This window comes from Bacillus sp. RB3 (genome assembly GCF_030164735.1).
Lineage (GTDB): Bacteria > Bacillota > Bacilli > Bacillales > Bacillaceae_G > Bacillus_A > Bacillus_A cereus.
In genome coordinates this window covers 42,941-65,599 of sequence record NZ_JASNGE010000013.1, presented here as the reverse complement: position 1 = coordinate 65,599, position 22,659 = coordinate 42,941, and the positions used below count along the sequence as shown (strand labels likewise).

The following is a 22,659-nucleotide window of genomic DNA, read 5'->3' as shown; positions in this document are numbered from 1 at the left end:
CTACTCCACCATGATAATAACGTGCCGAAATGTGGTGCGTATATTTTCGTGGTGGAGTTTTTTTATTCTCAAAAAGGGGGAAAGACCATGAATAACAACATGGTTCATATTACAATTGACGGAAAAAAGTATACAGCGGAGCCCGGTTCAACGATATTGGGTGTTATTAATGAGAACGGGATTGAACATCCGCAAATTTGTTACGTGCCAGAAGTAGATCCTATTCAAACATGTGACACTTGTATTGTAGAAGTTGACGGAAAGTTAATGCGATCTTGTTCGACAGTAGTGATGGAAGGTATGAACATTGAACGTGCTTCTGTTCGCGCAAAAGAAGCACAAACGGAGGCGATGGATCGGTTACTAGAAAATCATTTATTATACTGTACAGTATGTGACAACAACAATGGGAACTGTAAACTCCATAATACAGCAGAATTAATGGAAATTGAACATCAAAAATATCCGTATGAACCGAAAGTAGATGTAAGTGAAGTTGATATGACGCATCCGTTTTATCGCTATGATCCTAATCAATGTATTGCATGCGGTCAATGCGTTGAGGTGTGTCAAAACTTACAAGTAAATGAAACGTTATCGATAGACTGGGAAGCGGAACGCCCACGAGTTATTTGGGATGAAGGAGTAAATATTAATGATTCTTCATGCGTTAGCTGTGGTCAATGTGTAACGATTTGTCCTTGTAACGCTTTAATGGAGAAAACGATGCTCGGTGAAGCTGGATTTATGACGGGATTAAAACCAGATATTCTTGAACCGATGGTAGATTTAATTAAAGAAGTTGAGCCTGGGTATAGCGGTATTTTTGCGGTATCAGAAGTGGAAGCGGCCATGCGTGATACTCGTACGAAGAAAACGAAAACAGTATGTACATTTTGTGGTGTAGGTTGTTCGTTTGAAGTGTGGACGAAGGGGCGTAAAATCCTTAAAGTACAGCCATCTTCAGATGCACCAGTTAACGCAATTTCCACTTGTGTAAAAGGGAAATTTGGTTGGGATTTCGTAAATTCTAAAGAACGAATAACAAAACCTTTAATTCGTAAAAATGGAACGTTTGTTGAATCTACATGGGAGGAAGCACTGAATGTAGTTGCAAATAAATTAGGCGCTATTAAAGAAGAGTACGGTAAAGGTTCTATTGGATTTATTTCTTCCTCTAAAATTACAAATGAAGACAATTATGTAATTCAAAAATTAGCTCGACAAGTATTTGGAACGAATAATATTGATAACTGCTCACGTTATTGCCAATCACCAGCAACGGATGGTTTGTTCCGTACAATTGGTATGGGCGGTGATGCCGGAACGATTAAAGATATTGCGCAATCTGGTCTTGTTATTATTGTGGGATGTAATCCGACAGAAGGTCATCCTGTTCTAGCTACACGCATTAAACGTGCACATAAATTACACGGACAAAAGTTAATTGTAGCTGATCTTCGTAAAACCGAAATGGCAGAGCGATCAGATGTCTTTATTAGTCCAAAACAAGGAACAGATCAAGTATGGTTAATGGCTGTTACGAAATATATGATCGATCAAGGTTGGCATGATCAGGAATTTATTAATGAGAATGTAAACTTCTTTGAAGATTTCAAAGAGAGCCTAGAAGAATATACACTTGAATATGCAGAAGAAGTAACAGGTATTTCAAAAGAAACACTTATTCAAATGGCTGAAATGATTCGTGATGCAGATGGTACATGTATCCTTTGGGGTATGGGGGTAACGCAAAATACAGGTGGTTCTGATACTTCCGCTGCAATTTCAAACTTACTTCTTGCAACAGGGAACTATCGTCGTCCAGGAGCAGGTGCATACCCACTTCGAGGTCACAATAACGTACAAGGTGCTTGTGATATGGGTACTTTACCAGGATGGCTTCCAGGATATCAGCACGTTACTAACGAAATGGAACGTGCGAAATTTGAAACTGCTTACGGAGTGAAAATTGATAGTGAACCAGGTCTTAATAATATTGAAATGCTTCACGCAATTGACGAAGGAAAAATGAAAGCAATGTATCTTGTCGGAGAAGATATGGCTCTTGTAGATTCTAATGCAAATCATGTACATGAAGTGTTGTCGAGCCTTGATTTCTTCGTTGTGCAAGATGTTTTCCTTTCTAAAACTGCTCAATATGCAGATGTTGTATTACCAGCAGCGCCATCTCTTGAGAAAGAAGGTACTTTCACAAATACAGAGCGCCGTGTCCAAAGATTATATCAAGTGCTTCCTACGCTAGGAGATGCGAAACCAGACTGGTGGATCGTCCAGGAGGTTGCGAATAAACTAGGGGCAAACTGGAATTATAGCCACCCAAGTGAAATCTTTGCTGAAATGGCAAGTTTATCACCATTATTCTCGCAAGCGAACTATGAAGTGCTTGAAGGATGGAACAGTTTCCATTGGGGAAGTTTTGATGGAACAAATACACCACTTCTGTTCCAAGATGGATTTAACTTCCCAGATAAAAAAGCTCGTTTTGCGATTGCTGACTGGGTACGTCCAGCTGAATTTCCAGCTGAGTTCGACCTTCACATTAACAACGGTCGTATGCTTGAGCATTTCCATGAAGGGAATATGACAAATAAATCAACAGGTATTCAAACGAAAGTACCTGGTGTTTTCGTTGAAATCTCTCCAGACCTTGCAAAAGAACGTGGCGTAAAAACAGGTTCGTTAGTTCGTCTTGTCTCTCCTTTTGGAGCATTAAAATTACGTGCACTCGTTACAGATCGTGTAAAAGCGAATGAGTTATATTTACCGATGAACTCTACAGATAACGAAACGGCAATTAATTTCTTAACAGGTCCTGCTGTGGATGTACGTACGAATACACCTGCGTATAAACAAACGAAAGTGCGTATGGAAGTGTTAGAAGTTGATGGCGAAAATCCGATGCCAAAAGCGAACCCACGCAATAAAAAACGTCACCCTCAAGCTGGAATTGAGGTACATCGTAAGTGGGCACGTCCAGGGTATGTGCATTTAACGGATAAGTAGGAGGAGAAAACTATGGCTGCACCTATAAAAATGATTCAAAAACAAGAATTAACTGAGGAAGAAATAAAACAGCAAAAATTAGATGATTTAAAGGAGCTTTTAACTAATAATGAAGAAGCTCTAAATCAGATGTTTAATATAGTAGGGGAATTAAATGACATTGGAATGCTAGAAGCTGCAAATTCTATGCTGAAAGCGAAAGAACCAATTGCAAAGATCGTTCTAGGTCAAGTAACTCGTGAGCCTGTTACAAATTTAATTAATAATATGATGGGTGCTGCAGGGGCGTTAACTGAACTTGACCCAGAACTTACGAAAAAGCTTATAGGTAGTTTATTAGTCGGGCTAGAAGAAGGTAATGAACATCTAGAAAGTAATAAAAAAGTAGGGGTATTCGATCTTATGAAAGTATTGAAAGACCCAGATATTAACCGTGCTATCGGGTTTGGGCTTCATTTCTTAAAAGGTATGGGGAAAGGGTTAAAAGACGAATAAACTTCATGAAGTGAACCTTTCCGCCTAAATATTTGTACGAAATAGTTTGGGCGGAAGGCTCATTTTGGTAAAATATATAATAAAGTAAAATGAGGCTTTTGGGAGGTATGATTGTATGTCAAAAAAAGTACATGAATTTAATGATATGATACGAAAACTTCGAAAAGAACTTTTCGGAAAAGGACCAGAACGAATTCATACTGTTTTTGCAGAAAATATGGCTATAGCGACTCTTTATGGAAACTTAACACCTACTGAAAAATTTATTTCAAGTACGATGGACGGTGCGGAAATGGTTCATATGGCTAGAACGAAAATGATTCAAGAGGTGTATGCTGTGAATTCACGTGAACATTTGGAGGAACTTGTTGGAGCGAAATTAGTGAATTTGTTTTCAGATATGAAAGTAGAAGAAGATATTGCAGTTTCTGTATTTGTTTTTGATAAAAATATAACGTGAGAGAAGGATACTGATCGTGAAACCGATACAGGTAGAAAGAGAAATCTTTCGTTATGAACAAGGAGCATTTAAACATATAGAGGACAGCATTGTAACAGAGTTTCCTGTCACCATTAAAATGAACGGACAGGAGTTTGTTACAATGGTTAGTACTCCAGAATATATAGAAGATATGGTAATAGGCTTCTTAGCGTCTGAAGGAATCATTCGGAAGTATGAAGATATTGATAGTGTATGGGTGCAGGAGAAAGAAGGATTTGTGCATGTAACAACGACAAAAGTAAATCCGTATTATGAACAAATGCAAAATAAACGCTATATTACGTCTTGTTGTGGTATGAGTAGGCAAGGGTTTGTTTTTGCAAATGATGCACTAAGTGCAAAAAAAATGAAGGGTGTCCATGTACAGGTTGCTGCAGAGGATTGTTTTCGGTTAATGAAAGAAATGCAGCAATCTGCGGATACGTTTCATCATACTGGTGGGGTTCATAATGCAGCTTTATGTGATGTGAATGGTATTATTTTAAGTCGAATGGATATTGGTAGGCATAATGCATTAGACAAAATTTACGGTTATTGTTTAAGAAACGATATTTCTATAAAAGATAAAATCATTGTTTTTAGTGGTCGTATTTCTTCGGAAATATTATTGAAAGTTGCAAAAATCGGTTGTGAAATTATACTATCAAAATCAGCTCCAACTGAGTTAGCTTTGCAACTAGCGGAAGATTTAGGTATTACGACAATAGGATTTATTCGTAATCACTCCTTAAATGTATATACCCATCCAGAACGTGTTTTAAATATAAAATAAAAGTGAGGCAATGAAGATGAAATCAGTTACATTAGACAAGTTGCAACGTCCGTTAAAGGATTTACGTATTTCAGTTACTGATCGCTGTAATTTTCGCTGTCGATATTGTATGCCAGAAGAAATATTTGGTCCTGATTACTCGTTTTTGTCTAATGATAAAATTTTATCTTTTGATGAAATTGAAAGGATAACACGTATTTTCGTTTCTTTAGGTGTGAGAAAATTACGGATTACGGGCGGAGAACCGTTACTTCGAAGAGGGCTTCCAAAGCTTATTGAGCGCCTTAATAAAATTGATGGTGTAGAAGATATCGGTTTAACAACCAATGGATCGTTACTTAAAAAGTTTGCTCCTGATTTATATAAGGCGGGACTATCACGTGTAACAGTTAGCTTAGATTCCTTAGAAGAAGAGCGGTTTTTCTATTTAAATGGTAATAGGAGCAAAGTGCAAAGGGTTCTGGAAGGAATACAGGCTGCAGCTGAAGTTGGAATGAAAATTAAAATAAACATGGTCGTTCAAAAGGGAAAAAACGAACAGGACATTTTGCAGATGGCGCAATATTTTAAGGAAAATAAGCATATTCTTCGTTTTATTGAGTATATGGATGTTGGAAATTATAATGGTTGGGATTTAAAAGAGGTCGTCTCTAAACAAGAAATAGTAGATACGATTCATCAAGTTATGCCGTTAGAACGGATAGAAGCAAATTATTCTGGTGAAGTGGCTACTAGGTATCGTTATATAGGAAGCGATGAGGAAATAGGTATTATTTCATCAGTAACAGATTCTTTTTGCTCATCATGTACGAGAGCTCGTATTTCTGCAGAAGGAAAATTATATACTTGCTTATTTGCTTCTAAAGGAAATGATTTAAGAGAATTGCTTCGTTCTGAACATACAGATGAGGACATTACAGATGTAGTACGCGATATATGGAATAATAGGGAAGATCGTTATTCAGATGAACGCTTAAATCATACAAATAAGAAAACAATACCTAAAATTGAAATGTCACATATCGGTGGTTAATATATAAAGCTAGCTTCATAGTGAAAAATGGAAAATTTACAAGAGTTGTGGATTTTCTATTTTATAGTAAAAGTGATGATTGATATCTCTGTAAAAGATGTGCAGAGAAATTAAGCAGCATTCAAAAACCTTTATTTTGAGGAGGTTTTTTGAAGCTGCTTTTTTATTTGGAGAAAATGGAGGAATGGGTAATGGCATTTCATAAGCCGGAACAAATTGCTGAGCTTGTCATTGAGGCCGGTGTTCAAAAAGTAAGACAGACATTGCCAGCGATGCTTATTCTCGGTTTTTTAGGAGGAGCGTTTATTGCGATAGGTTTTTTACTTAACATTCGAGTTTTAGGGAATTTACCTGAGCGCTGGGGAAGTCTAGTGAATGTTTTAGGAGGAGCAGTATTTCCTGTTGGACTCATGCTCGTAGTATTAGCAGGAGGAGAATTAATTACGGGAAATATGATGTCACTGTCTATGGCGCTTTATGCAAAGAAAATTACATTGATAAGTGTACTGAATAACTGGGTTTGGATTACTCTCATGAATTTTATTGGGGCAATTTTCGTTGCGTATTGCTTTGGGCATCTTGGCGGATTAACAGAGGGAGAGTATTTAAATAAAACGGTAGCGATAGCGGAAGGGAAGTTACATGAATCATTTGGGAGAACTTTAATTTTAGCAATTGGTTGTAATTGGCTCGTTTGTCTTGCTCTTTGGCTCGCTTACGGGACGAGTGATTTTGTCGGAAAAATCATCGGAATTTGGATTCCAATTATGGCATTTGTAGTGATTGGATTTCAGCAAGTAGTAGCAAATATGTTTGTCATTTCCGCTGTTATTTTTGCTGGTCATCTAACGTGGATGGATTTGGCTAAAAATTTTGTTCCTGTTTTTATCGGAAATGTAATTGGAGGAGCTGGGTTTGTTGGTTTTGCTTACTTTGCTTGTTATCAGAAACAACATTCTAATATGAAATAGAGTTCTTGAGAGGAAGGGTATGTAATGGCTGATCGGTATTCACGACAACAGTTGTTCAAACCAATTGGGAGTAAAGGACAAGAAAAAATTCGAAATAAACATGTGTTAATTGTAGGGGCAGGCGCATTAGGAAGTGCAAGTGCCGAAAGTTTCGTACGTGCAGGTGTTGGCAAGTTGACGATTATTGATCGTGACTACGTTGAATGGAGTAATTTACAAAGGCAACAATTGTACTCTGAACAAAATGCGAGAGAGAAAATGCCGAAAGCAATTGCTGCAAAAAATCGGTTAGAACAAATTAATTCGGAAGTACAAATACATGCTTTCGTAATGGATGCAACTTCAGAAAATATGGAAGGTCTATTAAAAAATGTAGATGTAATCATTGATGCAGCAGATAATTTTGATATTCGATTTGTAATAAATGATTTATCACAAAAACATAATATTCCTTGGGTATATGGTTCTTGCGTTGGATCGTATGGTATGAGTTATACAATTATTCCGCAAGAGACACCGTGTTTACATTGTATGCTGAAAAATATTCCTGTTACAGGTGTGACATGTGATACCGCTGGAATTATTAGCCCGACTGTTCAAATCGTCGCAGCATATCAAGTGGCAGAAGCACTCAAAATTTTAGTGGAAGATTTCTCAGCAATTAGAAAAACATTTTTCATGTTTGATATATGGAGTAATCAAAATCATTTTATAAAATTAGGGAAAATAAAAACAGACGCTTGTCTCTCATGCGGTTTGAATCGAACTTATCCTTATTTATCATACGAAAATCAAACGAAAGCAGCTGTTTTATGCGGAAGAAATACAGTTCAAATTAGAACAGTAGACAATAGGAAATACAATTTTGATGATATAGAAAAAGTATTACAAAAACTGGGGAAAGTAGATCGGAATCCGTATTTACTATCTTGCCAATTCGATGATTACCGCGTGGTTGTTTTTCGAGATGGTCGTGTTTTTATTCATGGTACAAATGATATTTCGAAAGCGAAACAACTATATTATCGCGTATTCGGTTAATAGAGAGGGTGTCAACAATGGAAAGAAGAGTGCCAATTACGGTTGAAGAAGCTGTTCGTAAAGTGATGGGATTTGCTGATAAAGGCTTAAAGGAGCTATTACCAATTGAATTAGCTTATGGACGTATATTAGCAGAGGATTTAGTAGCTGACCATGATGTACCGTCATTTAATCGTTCGCCATATGACGGATTTGCTATTCGAGCAGAAGATACTAATTTAGCAAGTTATGAAACGCCAATTGTATTTGAAGTAGTGGGTGAAATTGGTGCAGGATCGCTATTCCATGAGAAAGTAGCTCCGTTTCAAGCAGTTCGAATTATGACGGGAGCACAAATTCCGAATGGGTGTGATGCGGTTGTTATGTTAGAGCTGACTCGTCAATATGAGAAGAATGGCAACAATTATATGGAAGTGAAGCGATCATTCAAAAAGGGCGACAATATTTCTTTTCAAGGTGAAGATGCTCGTAAAGGAACGGTTCTTGCAAAGAAAGGATCGTACATTAATCCAGGTATTTCAGCTCTTCTTGCTACATTCGGTTATAGTGAAGTACCAGTTGCGAGAAAGCCTGTAATTGGACTGTTAGCGACTGGGAGTGAATTACTGGATGTCAATGATTCATTACAGCCAGGGAAAATCCGAAACAGTAATACGTACATGATATTGTCTCAAATTCGAAGAGCGGGCGGAAGAGTAAAATATTTTGGGAAGTTTAGTGATGATTTTAATACGTGTTTTACAGCTGTGAAAGAAGCGCTTGGCCAAGTAGATATGTTAATTACAACGGGCGGTGTATCAGTAGGAGATTATGATTATTTACCAGCTATTTACGAAAAGTTAGGTGCATCTGCTCTTTTTAATAAAGTTGCAATGCGACCAGGAAGTGTTACGACTGTAGCACAATTAAATGGCAAGTTATTATTTGGTTTATCAGGAAATCCATCAGCTTGTTACGTAGGGTTTGAATTATTCGTAAGACCGTGTATTCGGACGTATATGTTTAGTGAAAAAGTACATTTAAAAAGAGAAAAAGCGTTATTAGGAGAAGATTTTCTAAAACCGAATCCATTTACAAGATTTGTACGAGCAAAATTGCAATATGATGAGGGGAAATTAATCGCTTATCCATCAGGGTTTGATAAATCTAGCTCAGTTTCTTCATTGGCAAAATCCAACGCGTTTATCGTATTGCCGGGCGGGACAAGAGGATATAAAAAAGATATGTTTGTCGATGTTCTTTTATTAGAAGATAACGAAGGTAGTGAATGGCCTTGGACATTTCATAAAGTGAGAGGTGGTTTTAATGGAACAAGTGCTATTTGAGATTGTAGATAATCCGATTTTAGTTGAAGAAGTAACGAATAAAGTCGGAAGAAGAGAAGCAGGTGCGATTACAACATTTATTGGTACGGTGAGAGAATTAACAAAAGGAAAACGAACGCTACATTTAGAGTATGAAGCATATAAACCGATGGCAGTAAAACAACTTATGAGAATTGGAGAAGAAATTAGTGAAAGATGGCCGGATACAAAAGTAGCAATTACGCACCGTGTAGGGCGGCTAGAAATAATGGATATTGCGGTAGTCATTGCAGTTTCATCACCGCATCGTAAAGTAGCTTATGAAGCGAATGAGTACGCGATTGAACGTATAAAACGAATTGTTCCAATTTGGAAAAAAGAATTTTGGGAAGATGGAACGATGTGGATTGGAGATCAACTTGAAAATACACCATATCCAGAAGGAAAACCAAAGAAGGAAGAATGAGAAAATGATTATAATTTTATTGTTTGCAAATTTGCGTGAGGAAGTTGGATCGGATCGATTAGTGATTTCAGAAAAGCAAGAAATGACAGTGCAACAATTAAAAGAATGGCTCAAAGCCAGCTATTGTTTACAATCGTTGGATAAAGTGATGGTCGCTGTTAACGAAGAGTTTGTAATGAATGAAGAGATGATAAAAGTTGGAGATATAGTCGCATTAATTCCGCCTGTTAGCGGTGGATGATAAGCTTTTTCACCAGATGAAGCGCCAAGAAAATGTTGTATATAAATTAGAATAAGAGAAGGGATGAGTTCTATGCTTACTCAAGAACAAATAATGAATGCATTAAAACATGTAGAGGATCCAGAGTTACACAAAAGTGTTGTAGAATTAAATATGGTTAGAAATATACAAATGAACGGAACAGAGGTTAAACTTGAAGTAGTACTAACAATCCAAGGTTGTCCGTTAAAAGCAAAAATTCAACAAGATATTGAAGAATCACTTCACGCAATTGGTGCCTCTAAAGTGGAGGTAACATTTGGTTCTATGACACAAGAAGAACGTACAGCTTTAACAGAGAAATTAAAGAAAAATACTAGAACAGAAACTGGTATGCCGAGCATGCTTCGTCCGGATTCAGGAGTACGTTTTATTACTGTAACGAGCGGAAAAGGCGGAGTTGGAAAATCAACGGTGACAATTAATCTTGCAACTGCACTAGCGCGTATGGGCAAAAAAGTGGGGATATTAGATGCAGATATATATGGTTTTAGTATTCCAGCTATGATGGAAACGAATAAGAAACCAACGATGATTGATCAAACGGCAATTCCAGTCATTAGTCACGGTGTTAAAATCATGTCGATGGGATTTTTTACAGAAGGAAATAACCCAGTTATGTGGCGCGGACCGATGCTAAATAAATGGATTCAAAATTTTCTTGCGAATACGCACTGGGGAGAATTAGATTATTTATTACTTGATTTACCACCAGGTACAGGAGATGTTGCGATCGATGTTGCAGCGATGATTCCGCAAGCGAAAGAAATAATTGTTACAACTCCGCACAATGTAGCTTCATTCGTTGCTTCAAGAGTCGGTGTAATGGCAAAACATACGAAGCATGAGATTTTAGGTATTGTGGAAAATATGGCTTATTATGAAGAACAAGATGGATCGAAAAATTATCTCTTCGGAGAAGGCGGCGGCGAAATGCTTGCAGAACAATTGCAAACAGAAGTAATTGCTCAAATACCTTTTGCGAAACGTGAAGAAAATAATGGTTCATCTGTATATGATGAAGATTCTCTTGTTGGAGAAGTGTTTACATCGTTAGCTGAGGATATTATTTATAGAGGATAGAGGGGGAAGTTTAGTATGGCATGTAACATTGATCATTCTATTGAAGATGTGATGAATAAGCTTGAAAGTCAAAAGAGTTTTTTATCAGAAGAGATTTTTAAAGGGTTAAAAAATTTTTTACAAGGTAATCACTCACAAGAAATATTAAATGATGTATTTCATCTTTTAAAAAAGTATGACTTAGTAAGTGAAGAAGAAAGAGAGACGAGAAATAATCAATTATTGTTGATTATAAAATAAGTATACTTTGGCTTTTGTTTTGTAACAGGAGGGGTAAATGGAATGGATATGAAAAAGATGATTGAAATGATAGAAGCAACAAAAGTGACTAAAGAAGAATTATCAATTTCTACTTTACATCAAGAGCTTGTGAAGTTATATAGTCAAAAAAATGTTGCTCATTATACCGAGTTATTAAAGTATATTTTATCATTATCCGTGCAGCTCAACCTACATCTTGTATTGAAATATTTTGGCGTGCGACCGGTTGTTGCGACAGATGAGCGTATGCAATTTCAAGAGATATTTAAATGCTTAGCTAAGAAAGATGAGAATGGGGAATGGTTTCTAAATTTTGTTTGTTTATATGTAGGGCTAATTGTAGTTCTTCGTTTTGATGAGAAAGTGATTGAGAGCAATTTTTTTGATGATATGGTAGTGGATGAATGTAATGAAATATAGGATTCTGCTCATAACATTTTTCTATATTAAATGCTTTAACTGCGATTTTAGTTGGTTATGTAAATATGAAGGTAACTAATTAAGAAAAAGGAATGAAACTAGTTGGATAAAAAGAGTTCTTCAGTTGTTTCCGTCGTTTTTTCGTGTTACCATTAAGCGAATTTTTCATAAGGAGAGAAAGCGATGAAATGGATTTATTTTCTTATTATTAACATTATAGCTTTTAGCCTTATGGGGCTTGATAAACGAAAAGCGAAGAAGAAACAGTGGAGAACGCCAGAAAGTACGTTGTTTTTATCAGCGGCAGCTGGGGGAGCAGTTGGAGCTTGGATTGGCATGTATATGTTTCATCATAAAACTCATAAAAAGAAATTTGTTTTCGGCATACCGTTACTTGTTGTAATAACGGTATGTTTATTATTCGTTGTATGAGAAATGTCGAAAGAAATCCAGATTGATTATTGGTAAAGTGAGCATGTGAGACCGTATAATGGAGAAAAAATGAGAAGAGGAGAAAAAGGAAGATGGGGAGTCAATCAGCAGAGCAAAAAAAAGGGATACTATATGCGGCTGGTGCTTACACGATGTGGGGAATCCTACCGATTTATTGGAAATGGGTTGAGGAAGTTCCAGCAGATGAAATATTAGCACACCGCATCGTTTGGGCGTTTGTTTTTATGTTACTCGTATTAGGTGTTACGAAGAGGTTTCGCCAGTTTATTGGGGAATTTGTGAATCTTTTTAAACGACCTAAATTATTAATGTCATTAACAATAGCTTCAGTCTTGATTAGCGGAAACTGGTTTGTTTACATATGGGCCGTTAATCATAATCATGTTATTGAAGCGAGTCTTGGCTATTATATTAATCCGCTTATTAGTATTTTACTTGGTACAGTCGTTTTAAAGGAAAAGTTAAACTTCTGGCAATATGTTGCAGTTGGTTTAGCTGGAGTGGGGGTTATCATTTTAACAGTACGTTTCGGATCTATTCCGTGGGTTTCTCTTTCACTTGCCTTTTCATTTGGATTATACGGATTAACGAAAAAATTGTTAAACTATGATGCTACAATTGGACTTACGATGGAAACGATGTTAGTAACGCCGTTTGCGATTATTTATCTAGTAATGACAGGAGTACATGGTTTCGGCTCATTTGGCTCTATCTCAATGTTATCGACATTACTATTAATAGGAGCGGGTATTGTTACAGCTCTACCACTTTTTTATTTTGCAAAAGGAGCCCAACTTATTCCGCTTTATATGGTAGGTTTTTTACAATATATTGCACCAACAATTAGCTTAATTTTAGGTGTATTCGTATTTGGTGAACATTTCACATCTACTCATATGATTGCATTTTTCTGTATATGGGTTGCATTATTTGTATTCTCGGTAGCGAAGACTAAGTTTTTAGTGCAGAAACAACCGAAATTTATAAAAAATAAATCAGCAAAAGTATCATAATGCGTAGTATTTTCTACGCATTTTTCTTTATACTGATACTATATAGGATTTCCATTATAGCTAGTAAGGAGCTGAGAACATGGAAACAATTTTACATAATGATCCGCTTATGGCAGCTGTAATTTCATGGTTTTTAGCACAATTAACGAAAGTAGTCTTTAAATTAGTTAAAACAGGTGAATTTGATTTTGCAAAGTTTTTTGCTTCAGGTGGGATGCCAAGTTCTCATGCTTCAACAGTTACAGCGCTTGCTACAGGAGTTGGAGTAGTGGAAGGTGTGGAAAGCTCGATGTTTGCGGTTGCTACTATTTTTGCCATTATTGTTATGTATGATGCTTCAGGAGTAAGGCTTGCAGTAAGTAAACAAGCAAAAATATTGAATGACTTTTTTCACGGTAGAGAAACAGAATATAAGAAGTTAAATGAACTTGTTGGGCATACACCGTATGAAGTAGTAGTCGGTGCTTTATTAGGAATTATTGTCGGAGTAGGGTATTGTTTATGAGCAGAACATTTTATATGTTCTGCTTTTCTTTGTTTTTATACATATTCAGCTACCTTTTTGAATATCGTTATACGGATTTCGAAAGGGTGGGTGAGTAACTTGTTATTATATGAAAAAGTGCATGAAGAAATAGCGAGAAGAACAACTGCACTTCAAACAATGCAACGGCAAGATGGTACGTGGCGGTTTTGTTTTGAAGGAGCTCCATTAACAGATTGCCATATGATTTTTTTATTAAAATTATTAGGTAGAGATAAAGAGATAGAACCGTTTGTGAAAAGATTAGCATCACTTCAAACAAATGAAGGAACATGGAAATTGTATGAAGATGAGGTGGGAGGTAATTTATCAGCTACCATTCAATCTTATGCCGCCTTACTTGCATCGGAAAAATACACAAAAGAAGATGCGAATATGAAGCGAGCGGAAATGTTTATAAATGAGCGCGGTGGGGTAGCACGTGCTCATTTTATGACGAAGTTTTTATTAGCGATTCATGGAGAATATGAATATCCTTCTCTTTTTCATTTGCCAACACCAATTATGTTTCTGCAGAATGATTCCCCTCTCAGTATATTTGAATTGAGTAGCTCAGCACGTATTCATTTAATTCCGATGATGTTGTGTTTAAATAAAAGATTTCGAGTAGGGAAAAAGTTATTGCCAAATTTAAATCACATTGCAGGCGGGGGCGGAGAATGGTTTCGAGAGGATCGGTCTCCAGTTTTTCAAACGTTAGTAAGTGACGTGAAGAAAATTATAACGTATCCACTTTCTTTGCATCATAAAGGATATGAGGAAGTAGAACGTTTTATGAAAGAGCGTATTGATGAAAATGGAACATTATATAGCTACGCAACTGCCTCGTTTTATATGATTTATGCTTTACTTGCATTAGGACATTCTATTCAATCACCAATTATTGAGAAGGCTATAATGGGAATTACATCTTATATATGGAAGGTGGAGAGAGGGAGCCATTTGCAAAACTCTCCATCAACTATATGGGATACAGCTTTACTCAGTTATGCTTTGCAAGAAGCTCAAGTTCCGAAAGCAAGTAAAGTGATTCAAAATGCATCAGCATATTTACTAAGAAAACAGCAAAGGAAGAAAGTAGATTGGAGTGTACATGCACCGGATCTCTTCCCGGGTGGTTGGGGCTTTTCGGATGTGAATACGACGATTCCAGATATTGATGATACAACTGCTGTGTTAAGAGCATTGGCGCGAAGTAGAGGGAACGAACATGTAGATAATGCTTGGAAGCGAGCGGTTAATTGGGTTAAAGGATTGCAAAATAATGATGGTGGTTGGGGGGCTTTTGAAAAAGGGGTAACGAGCCGTATATTAGCAAATTTACCAATCGAAAATGCAAGTGATATGATTACAGACCCTTCTACACCAGATATTACAGGAAGAGTGTTAGAATTTTTCGGAACGTATACGCAAAATGAATTGCCCGAGAAACAAAAACAAAGTGCGATAAATTGGTTAATGAATGTACAAGAGGAAAATGGATCGTGGTATGGGAAATGGGGAATTTGTTATATATATGGTACGTGGGCAGTGTTGACTGGTTTACGGTCACTAGGAATACCATCTAGCGATCCATCATTGAAACGAGCAGCTTTATGGCTTGAACATATACAGCATGAAGATGGTGGCTGGGGAGAATCTTGCCAAAGTAGTGTAGAAAAAAGATTTGTTACTTTGCCATTTAGTACACCATCCCAAACAGCATGGGCGTTAGATGCCCTCATTTCTTACTATGATAAAGAAACGCCAGTTATTCGAAAAGGTATTTCATATTTGCTCTCCAACCCTTATATAAATGAAAAATATCCTACTGGAACAGGTTTACCAGGTGGGTTTTATATTCGTTATCATAGTTATGCTCATATATATCCGTTGCTTACTTTGGCTCATTATGCAAAAAAATATAGAAAATAAACCGAGAGATGTCTCTCGGTTTATTTTGTTGGGTAGTAGGTCCCTTTTGAAAAGAATAAGGTTGTGATGTACCTTATTTTTCGGTTGGTTGGCGCTTTTGACGTGCATCAGCGGCATTTGCACGTGCGTTTGCTTCTAAGTCATTGTGGTCAGCGAGTTCGCGAGAGAACTCAACATCAATGCCATCCGTTGCTTTGCTTTGTTTGAAATTCTTTTTATTCATTCGACACAATCTCCTTGCACTTTATCCCGCATAACGGGTAGTAAAACTCCAACCTTAAAACTCAGATGGAACAAAGAAGCTAGGTGGGAGATTAACTGCCCGTAACTGCCCGATTGGTGAGGGCTGATAATCAGTGGGGGATGAACAAACTTCCCACTAATTAAAGTTTCACTTTATGCGACGTTGCAAAGTTAGTTTGACACAAATAGACTTTTTTATACAAAGAGGAGTTGGAAAGTAAAAAGCCGAAATATACAGTATAAGTAATAGAAATGGGGGATAGGAATGGAGTTTTTAAATGGGAAAACAGCTGTTGTAACAGGAGCTGCACAGGGAATTGGAAAAGAGATTGCAAGGGTTTATGCAAAGCTAGGGGCGAAAGTATTAATTAGCGATGTAAATGAAGAGAAGCTACAAAAAACGACACGTGAGTTATCAGATGAAGGATATGAAGTGTGCTCATATCGATGTGATGTGAGTAATCAAAATGAAGCAAAGTCGTTAATTGAATATGCAGTTCAAAAATTTGGTACATTACATATTTTGGTGAATAATGCTGGAATTACAAGAGACGCAATGTTACATAAAATGGAGAAATCTGCTTGGGAACAAGTATTACAAGTGAATTTAACTGGTGTTTTTTATTGTATGCAACCAGCACTTCTTTATATGAGACAACAAGGATATGGAAGAATTATTAATATTTCTTCTATAAGTAGAGAGGGGAATATTGGACAGGCAAATTATGCTGCAACGAAAGCTGGAGTTGTAGGATTAACAAAAACAGCAGCGAAAGAAGTTGGAAGTTTCGGTATTACTTGTAATGCGATTTGTCCGGGGGTTATGGATACAGATATGACCAAAACGATACCAGATAAAGTGAAAGAAAAGATGGTTGGCGCTATTCCAGTTGGTAGAATTGGAACGCCAGAAGATATTGCGAACGCAGCAGCCTTTTTAGCATCAGAATACGCATCTTATATTACAGGTGAAGTACTAAATGTGAGCGGAGGACTGCAAGTTTAAAGGAATACATAATGAAAAGAACCTGACCGGATAGGTCAGGTTCTTTTCATTAATTTAAGTTAAGCCAAACGCTCTTTACTTCTGTATAGTTATTTAATGCATAAGATCCCATTTCACGGCCAAGACCAGATTGTTTAAATCCTCCAAATGGAGATGCTGCATCAAACACGTTATAACAGTTTACCCACACTGTACCTGCACGTACTTTACTTGCAACATAGTGTGCTGTTTTAACATTTTCTGTCCACACACCAGCCGCTAAGCCGAATTGTGATTTATTTGCACGTTCAATTACTTCATCAATATCGTTAAATGGTATTGCAGAAATAACTGGACCGAAAATTTCTTCTTTTGCGATCGTCATTTCATCATTTACGTCAGCGAATACTGTAGGAGAAACGAAGTAGCCTTGATCGAATGGATTACTTCCTCCGCAAAGTACTTCAGCGCCTTCTTCAATCCCTTTTTCAATGTAGCCCATTACACGTTTTTGTTGTTCTTCAGAAACGAGAGGACCAATTGTTGTTTCAGGGTTAAGACCGACACCTTGATTTAGTTTTTTAGAATAGAGGACGAGATCAGCCATGACATTATCATACATTTTCTTCGGAACAAATAAGCGTGATCCAGCAGAGCATACTTGTCCTTGGTTAAACATAACACCAGAAAGTGCACCAGGAATCGCGCGAGATAAATCAGCATCCGGCAAGATGATATTTGGTGATTTACCGCCTAACTCAAGTGTAACGCGTTTTAATGATTCGGATGCTTGTCGCATAATTTGTTTACCGACAGGAGTAGAACCGGTAAATGCAATTTTATCAACGAGTGGATGATTAACGAGAGCTTGTCCAGCTGATTCACCGAATCCAGGTACGATATTAATAACACCTTTCGGGAATCCAGCTTCTTCAATTAATTCAGCTAAGTATAGAGCAGATAGTGGAGTTTGTTCTGCAGGTTTTAAAACGATTGTACATCCTGTAGCAAGCGCTGCTCCCATTTTCCACATTGCCATAAGAAGCGGGAAGTTCCAAGGAATAATTTGACCAACGACACCAACAGCTTCATGGCGTGTATAGTTAAAGTAATCACCGGAAACAGGAATTGTTTGACCAACGATTTTCGTAGCCCAGCCAGCGTAATAGCGCATATGCTCAATTGCAAGTGGGATGTCTGCTGCCATTGTTTCACGGATTGGCTTTCCGTTATCTAATGTTTCGAGCTGTGCGAGCTCTTCTTTATGTTCTTCCATTAAATCAGCTAACTTGTACATGAGACGGCTTCGCTCAGCAGTGCTCATACGAGACCAAGGACCTTCGTCAAAAGCCATACGAGCTGCGACTACAGCTTTATGAATATCTTCGCGACCAGCTTCAGAAACGACGGCAAGTGTTTCACCAGTTGCTGGGTTAGGTGTTTTAAATGTTTTACCGGAAGCGCTTTCAATGAAAGATCCATTCACATATAACTTTTTTGTACCTTGAAGAAACTTCTCTACCTTTTCATGAAGATTTACAGCTAGTTGACTCATTGTATAACCCCCTTGAAAATATAATGTAAACGCAGTACGAGACGGCGCTTATTCCGAAATCAAGGATGTGGAAACTAGATGGAAAGCCTCTAATTAAAATCATAATTAAGAAATACTGAAAATTCAAATTTCATTTGTGTTACAATTGTAAAAAATATGTAATGTAAGAGAATCTTCTATATGATTATAAAAAAATCCTGCTTGTTTTTGCTTTCTAGTAGGAAAAACTAGAAGAACAATGGTACAATAATACATCGTGAGAGGAGGGGTAAAAATGAAAGATTATCATGATGATCCACGCTTTCGAATAGCCCATAGAGAAGCGTTAATTGGTCTTGGACTTGCTATTATTAATTTTATAATTTGGTACGGATTTGCTTATGGGCTTGGTAGTAAAAATCCGAATGAATATACATATGTATTAGGTTTTCCCGCATGGTTTTTTTATAGCTGTATCGTTGGATTTATCGTTATGGTTATTTTACTTAGTTTAGTTGTTCGTTTTGTATTTCAAGATATTTCACTCGATGAGGAAGAAAAAAGTGAGGAATAATAGATGAATTGGTATGTAATCATTCCAATGATAATTTCGTTTATCGTTGTATTTTTAATTGGTGTATATGCTTCAAGACGCGTGCAAGCAACTGCTCATAATAAATTTTTGCAAGAATATTTTCTTGGTGGGCGTGAGCTAGGCGGTTTATTATTAGCGATGACAATGATTGCTACGTACGGTAGTGCAAGTAGCTTTATTGGTGGCCCTGGTATTGCTTACAATATGGGTCTTGGATGGGTACTGTTATCTGCGATTCAAGTTGTAACAGGGTATATCGTTTTAACGGTTATCGGTAAAAAGTTTGCAATTATCGCTAGGAAGATGGAAGCAATTACTCTTATCGATTATTTAAAAGGGAGATACAATAATAAAGCAGTTGTTATACTTTCTGCGTTATGTATTATTATCTTTTTATTTTCAGCGACAGTAGCCCAGTGGGTCGGTGGTGGACGATTAATCGAGTCACTAACGGGGCTATCGTATACAACAGCACTATTTTTATTTACTTTTTCTGTACTTGTGTACGTATTAATTGGTGGATTTCGTGCAGTTGCTCTATCAGATACATTATTAGGAATCATTATGTTAGTTGGAACAACAATCATTTTAATTGCTACTGTCATTGCTGGTGGTGGAATTGAAAAGATTATGCAGGAACTTGTTCAAATTAATCCAAAGTTAATTACACCATTCGGAGCAGATGGCAGTTTAACGAAATCATATGTTACATCATTTTGGATTTTAATTGGAATTGGCGTTGTCGGTTTACCGCAAATTAGCGTGCGTGCCATGTCTTATAAAAATTCAAAAGCGATGCACCAAGCTTTAATAATTGGAACCGTTGTCGTTGGCACAATTATGATCGGTATGCATTTAACAGGTGTATTTGCAAGAGTAGTACTTCCAGGTATAACGGTACCAGATAAAGTAATGCCGCTACTTGCGATGGAAGTGTTGCCACCTTGGTTAGCTGGAGTTTTCTTAGCTGCACCGATGGCAGCGATTATGTCTACAGTAAACTCTTTATTATTACTTGTAAGCTCGTCAATTATTAAAGATATATACGTAAATTACATAAATAAAGATGCAGCAGACAGTACGATAAAAAAAGGAAGTTTGTGGATTACGGGTATTGTAGGACTACTCGTTTATGCAGCGGCAATTAAACCACCAGATTTTTTAATATGGCTAAATTTATTTTCTTTCGGTGGATTAGAAGCAGCATTCATTTGGCCAATCGTATTAGGGTTATATTGGAGGAAAGGAAATGCTACAGGAGCGCTTGCGTCTATTTTAGTTGGGGTAGGCTCATATATGTGTATTCATCTTTTCTATCCAAATCCGTTCGGTATACATACAGTTGTCTTCCCGATTTGTTTTGCGTTTATCGCTTACATCATTGGAAGTATGAGTGCTGTAAAAAAAACAGTATAGGTTAGCTGAAGAAACGTAGTCCTTATAAGACTGCGTTTTTTTGTGTGAATTTGTTCATTTTTTATTCTGTATATCTACGGTTATTCATAAATTAATAACAACTGAGGGGATGGAGTTGAGGTCGATGAAAAAAGTATTATTTTTAGGAGACCCAGGCATTGATGACTCTTTAGCAATTATGTATGGATTGTTGCATCCTGATATTGATATTGTTGGTGTAGTAACGGGATATGGAAATGTAACACAAGAAAAGGCGACAAGTAATGCCGCATATTTATTGCAAATGGCAGGACGGGAAGATATACCTGTTATTAATGGTGCGAAAATTCCTTTATCCGGAGATATTACGACGTATTATCCAGAAATTCATGGGACAGACGGTTTAGGGCCAATTAAACCTCCAAAAACTTTTTCACCAAATATAAAGCCTTTTTGTACATTTTTTGATCTTCTTGAAAAATATAAAGGAGAATTAATAATAGTCGATGCTGGTAGATCAACAACATTAGCGACAGCATTTATTTTAGAAAAGCCGATGATGAAGTATGTGAAAGAATATTATATAATGGGCGGTGCTTTCTTAATGCCTGGCAATGTAACACCAGTCGCAGAGGCGAATTTTCATGGTGATCCCATTGCGTCACAATTAGTTATGCAAAATGCCAAAAATGTAACATTAGTGCCACTTAACGTTACATCTGAAGCAATTATTACACCGGAAATGGTAAAATATATTACGAAACACTCTAAAACGAGTTTTAATAAGTTAATCGAGCCGATATTTACGTACTATTATAAAGCTTATAGAAAGTTAAATCCGAAAATAAAAGGAAGTCCAGTACATGACGTCGTTACAATGATGGTTGCGGCAAATCCATCCCTTTTAGATTATGTATATCGTCGTGTCGATGTAGATACAGTTGGAATTGCAAAAGGAGAGAGTATTGCTGATTTTCGGCCTCAACCTGATGCAAAAGCATTAAAAAATTGGGTGCGAATTGGTTGGTCGTTACATTATAAAAAGTTTCTTGAGGATTTTGTGAAATTTATGACGTAGACATAATAGGAGCATACAAGTTAAAATAATGGAGATGGTTATTTAAATGACCATCTCCATTATTTTGTTTTTAAATGATAAATAGAGAAGAGTTACACAATAGGAGAGGAATTTTACTTGAAAAAAACTATAGTATGCGCAGTAATTGTGGGTATTTTTGTTTTGCTAATATCGGGTAACTTTTTAGTGAAAAAAGTGTGGAGTTCAAATAATGATGATGCACAGTATATTGCATCTTTTATTGAAGAACATAAAGATGAAAAAAATAGTGCGCTTCTAGTAAAGAGAAATGATAAAGTTGTTTATTCTGTAAACCCAAATGTTGTATTGCCAGTTGCTAGTACGATGAAATTAATTGTGGCGCTTGAATATACGAAACAAGTTACTGAAGGGAAAATTGATTCTTCTAGTTTCGTGTCGATTAATGATGTGAATCGTTATTATGTGCCGAATACAGATGGTGGTGCACAAGATAGATGGCAAAAGTATTTGGAGAAGACGGGCAAGATAACTGAAGGAGCGGTTTCTTTAGAAGAAGTGGCAAAAGGAATGGTTAAGTTTAGTTCGAATGCAAATGCTGAATACTTAATGGAATTGTTAGGATTAGATAACATCAATCGAAATTTACAAAGTTTATCACTTCCTGCACATCAACCACTATTTCCAATCGTTTCATCTTTGTATATCCCGGGATATTTGCATAAAGAATTACATGTTCCAAAATATAAAATAGAGAAAAAGTTAAAAGAAATGTCTCAAGAGCAATATCGTGAATATGCGATGATTATTCATGAACGCTTAAAGAAGAAGGGACCATTATTACAGAAGGAAATTCCGCTTTATTTAGAGGAACGTTACGACAAAATTTGGTCAGATAGATTACCAGCAGCTTCTGCAAATGATTATATGGTATTACTTCAAAAGGCAAACCATAAAGGTGGCTTGACAGAGGCTGAAGAAAAAGTGTGGGCAAATATCGTTGAAACAGACATGAGTGCCAAGAAATACCGTAAAACATTCAGACATGCGGGGCAAAAGAATGGTTACACACCATGGACGGTTACAAAAGCAGTTTATGCTATGGATAAACGTGGAAACTGTACAGAAATTGTGTTTTTGGCGAATAATTTAAATGAAGACGATAGTGCAGAAATACGGAAACATTTAGCAAACTTGCATTTCCAAGTGTTGCAAAGTGATAAGTATGATGCGACTTTTATTAAATAAACTCGGTGCAGAGAGCACCGAGT

General features: G+C 36.7%; 24 protein-coding genes. 22 read left to right on the top strand and 2 right to left on the bottom strand.

What is annotated here, in order from left to right; translation table 11 throughout:
• Nucleotides 1–87: 87 nt before the first annotated feature.
• The 17 genes from fdhF (at nucleotide 88) to QO049_RS17545 (ending at nucleotide 15,579) form a co-directional block, all read left to right on the top strand.
• On the top strand, nucleotides 88–3,027 hold the full coding sequence (gene fdhF, locus QO049_RS17625; RefSeq protein WP_001063653.1) for a formate dehydrogenase subunit alpha: 2,940 nt from the start codon (nucleotides 88–90) through the stop codon (nucleotides 3,025–3,027).
• Between the two features lie 12 nt (nucleotides 3,028–3,039).
• Nucleotides 3,040–3,522 (top strand): helical membrane plugin domain-containing protein, encoded by a 483-nt coding sequence (locus QO049_RS17620; protein ID WP_000729897.1) that lies wholly within the window; start codon nucleotides 3,040–3,042, stop codon nucleotides 3,520–3,522.
• A gap of 115 nt (nucleotides 3,523–3,637) precedes the next feature.
• Nucleotides 3,638–3,982: a Na-translocating system protein MpsC family protein gene (locus QO049_RS17615; protein WP_000039583.1), complete on the top strand. Its 345-nt coding sequence runs from the start codon at nucleotides 3,638–3,640 to the stop codon at nucleotides 3,980–3,982.
• Nucleotides 3,983–3,998: 16 nt separating this feature from the next.
• On the top strand, nucleotides 3,999–4,796 hold the full coding sequence (fdhD, locus tag QO049_RS17610; RefSeq protein ID WP_000802689.1) for a formate dehydrogenase accessory sulfurtransferase FdhD: 798 nt from the start codon (nucleotides 3,999–4,001) through the stop codon (nucleotides 4,794–4,796).
• Between the two features lie 16 nt (nucleotides 4,797–4,812).
• Complete coding sequence (gene moaA / locus QO049_RS17605; protein WP_000844124.1) at nucleotides 4,813–5,829, top strand: GTP 3',8-cyclase MoaA; 1,017 nt, start codon at nucleotides 4,813–4,815, stop codon at nucleotides 5,827–5,829.
• 191 nt (nucleotides 5,830–6,020) lie between these two features.
• Nucleotides 6,021–6,800 carry a formate channel gene (locus QO049_RS17600; protein WP_000863998.1) on the top strand — a complete coding sequence of 260 codons (780 nt, stop codon included), beginning with the start codon at nucleotides 6,021–6,023 and terminating at the stop codon, nucleotides 6,798–6,800.
• Between the two features lie 24 nt (nucleotides 6,801–6,824).
• On the top strand, nucleotides 6,825–7,841 hold the full coding sequence (locus tag QO049_RS17595) for a molybdopterin-synthase adenylyltransferase MoeB (protein WP_053513939.1): 1,017 nt from the start codon (nucleotides 6,825–6,827) through the stop codon (nucleotides 7,839–7,841).
• Between the two features lie 17 nt (nucleotides 7,842–7,858).
• Nucleotides 7,859–9,166 carry a molybdopterin molybdotransferase MoeA gene (locus QO049_RS17590; protein WP_246960899.1) on the top strand — a complete coding sequence of 436 codons (1,308 nt, stop codon included), beginning with the start codon at nucleotides 7,859–7,861 and terminating at the stop codon, nucleotides 9,164–9,166.
• The gene (moaE, locus tag QO049_RS17585) at nucleotides 9,147–9,611 is read left to right on the top strand and encodes a molybdopterin synthase catalytic subunit MoaE (RefSeq protein WP_246960896.1); all 465 of its coding nucleotides are present in this window, start codon (nucleotides 9,147–9,149) and stop codon (nucleotides 9,609–9,611) included. Before QO049_RS17590 ends, moaE begins: the two co-directional genes overlap by 20 nt.
• A gap of 4 nt (nucleotides 9,612–9,615) precedes the next feature.
• A complete protein-coding gene (gene moaD / locus QO049_RS17580; protein ID WP_098542656.1) occupies nucleotides 9,616–9,852 on the top strand; it encodes a molybdopterin converting factor subunit 1 in 237 nt (78 codons plus the stop codon).
• A gap of 72 nt (nucleotides 9,853–9,924) precedes the next feature.
• Entirely contained in the window at nucleotides 9,925–10,974 is a 1,050-nt protein-coding gene (locus QO049_RS17575) for a P-loop NTPase (protein WP_246960894.1), read from the top strand.
• A 15-nt stretch (nucleotides 10,975–10,989) separates the two neighbouring features.
• Entirely contained in the window at nucleotides 10,990–11,214 is a 225-nt protein-coding gene (locus QO049_RS17570; protein ID WP_000752383.1) for a hypothetical protein, read from the top strand.
• Between the two features lie 42 nt (nucleotides 11,215–11,256).
• Nucleotides 11,257–11,655: a hypothetical protein gene (locus tag QO049_RS17565; protein WP_246960891.1), complete on the top strand. Its 399-nt coding sequence runs from the start codon at nucleotides 11,257–11,259 to the stop codon at nucleotides 11,653–11,655.
• 183 nt (nucleotides 11,656–11,838) lie between these two features.
• Nucleotides 11,839–12,087: a DUF1294 domain-containing protein gene (locus QO049_RS17560; protein ID WP_000871346.1), complete on the top strand. Its 249-nt coding sequence runs from the start codon at nucleotides 11,839–11,841 to the stop codon at nucleotides 12,085–12,087.
• Between the two features lie 92 nt (nucleotides 12,088–12,179).
• Nucleotides 12,180–13,121, top strand: a complete 942-nt coding sequence (gene rarD / locus QO049_RS17555; RefSeq protein ID WP_000535538.1) for an EamA family transporter RarD — start codon at nucleotides 12,180–12,182, stop codon at nucleotides 13,119–13,121.
• A gap of 79 nt (nucleotides 13,122–13,200) precedes the next feature.
• Nucleotides 13,201–13,626, top strand: a complete 426-nt coding sequence (locus QO049_RS17550; RefSeq protein WP_000447820.1) for a divergent PAP2 family protein — start codon at nucleotides 13,201–13,203, stop codon at nucleotides 13,624–13,626.
• A gap of 99 nt (nucleotides 13,627–13,725) precedes the next feature.
• A complete protein-coding gene (locus QO049_RS17545; protein ID WP_246960888.1) occupies nucleotides 13,726–15,579 on the top strand; it encodes a terpene cyclase/mutase family protein in 1,854 nt (617 codons plus the stop codon).
• A gap of 73 nt (nucleotides 15,580–15,652) precedes the next feature.
• On the opposite strand, the gene QO049_RS17540 is transcribed toward QO049_RS17545, so the two are convergent.
• Nucleotides 15,653–15,802, bottom strand: coding sequence for a YfhD family protein (locus QO049_RS17540; protein WP_001035813.1), 150 nt, complete (start codon nucleotides 15,800–15,802; stop codon nucleotides 15,653–15,655).
• 285 nt (nucleotides 15,803–16,087) lie between these two features.
• Between QO049_RS17540 and fabG the strand changes: the two genes are divergently transcribed.
• Nucleotides 16,088–16,828, top strand: a complete 741-nt coding sequence (fabG, locus tag QO049_RS17535) for a 3-oxoacyl-ACP reductase FabG (RefSeq protein WP_016111397.1) — start codon at nucleotides 16,088–16,090, stop codon at nucleotides 16,826–16,828.
• Between the two features lie 49 nt (nucleotides 16,829–16,877).
• Here fabG and dhaS read toward each other — a convergent pair whose 3' ends face one another.
• Nucleotides 16,878–18,362, bottom strand: coding sequence for an aldehyde dehydrogenase DhaS (dhaS, locus tag QO049_RS17530; RefSeq protein WP_000080279.1), 1,485 nt, complete (start codon nucleotides 18,360–18,362; stop codon nucleotides 16,878–16,880).
• Between the two features lie 274 nt (nucleotides 18,363–18,636).
• Here dhaS and QO049_RS17525 point away from each other — a divergent pair, with 274 nt between their 5' ends.
• The 4 genes from QO049_RS17525 (at nucleotide 18,637) to QO049_RS17510 (ending at nucleotide 22,636) form a co-directional block, all read left to right on the top strand.
• Entirely contained in the window at nucleotides 18,637–18,915 is a 279-nt protein-coding gene (locus QO049_RS17525; protein WP_000656239.1) for a YhdT family protein, read from the top strand.
• 3 nt (nucleotides 18,916–18,918) lie between these two features.
• A complete protein-coding gene (gene panF / locus QO049_RS17520) occupies nucleotides 18,919–20,352 on the top strand; it encodes a sodium/pantothenate symporter (RefSeq protein WP_001104819.1) in 1,434 nt (477 codons plus the stop codon).
• A 124-nt stretch (nucleotides 20,353–20,476) separates the two neighbouring features.
• Entirely contained in the window at nucleotides 20,477–21,409 is a 933-nt protein-coding gene (locus QO049_RS17515) for a nucleoside hydrolase (protein WP_000756459.1), read from the top strand.
• 117 nt (nucleotides 21,410–21,526) lie between these two features.
• Nucleotides 21,527–22,636, top strand: a complete 1,110-nt coding sequence (locus QO049_RS17510) for a serine hydrolase (RefSeq protein WP_000751366.1) — start codon at nucleotides 21,527–21,529, stop codon at nucleotides 22,634–22,636.
• The last annotated feature ends 23 nt before the right edge of the window (nucleotides 22,637–22,659 follow it).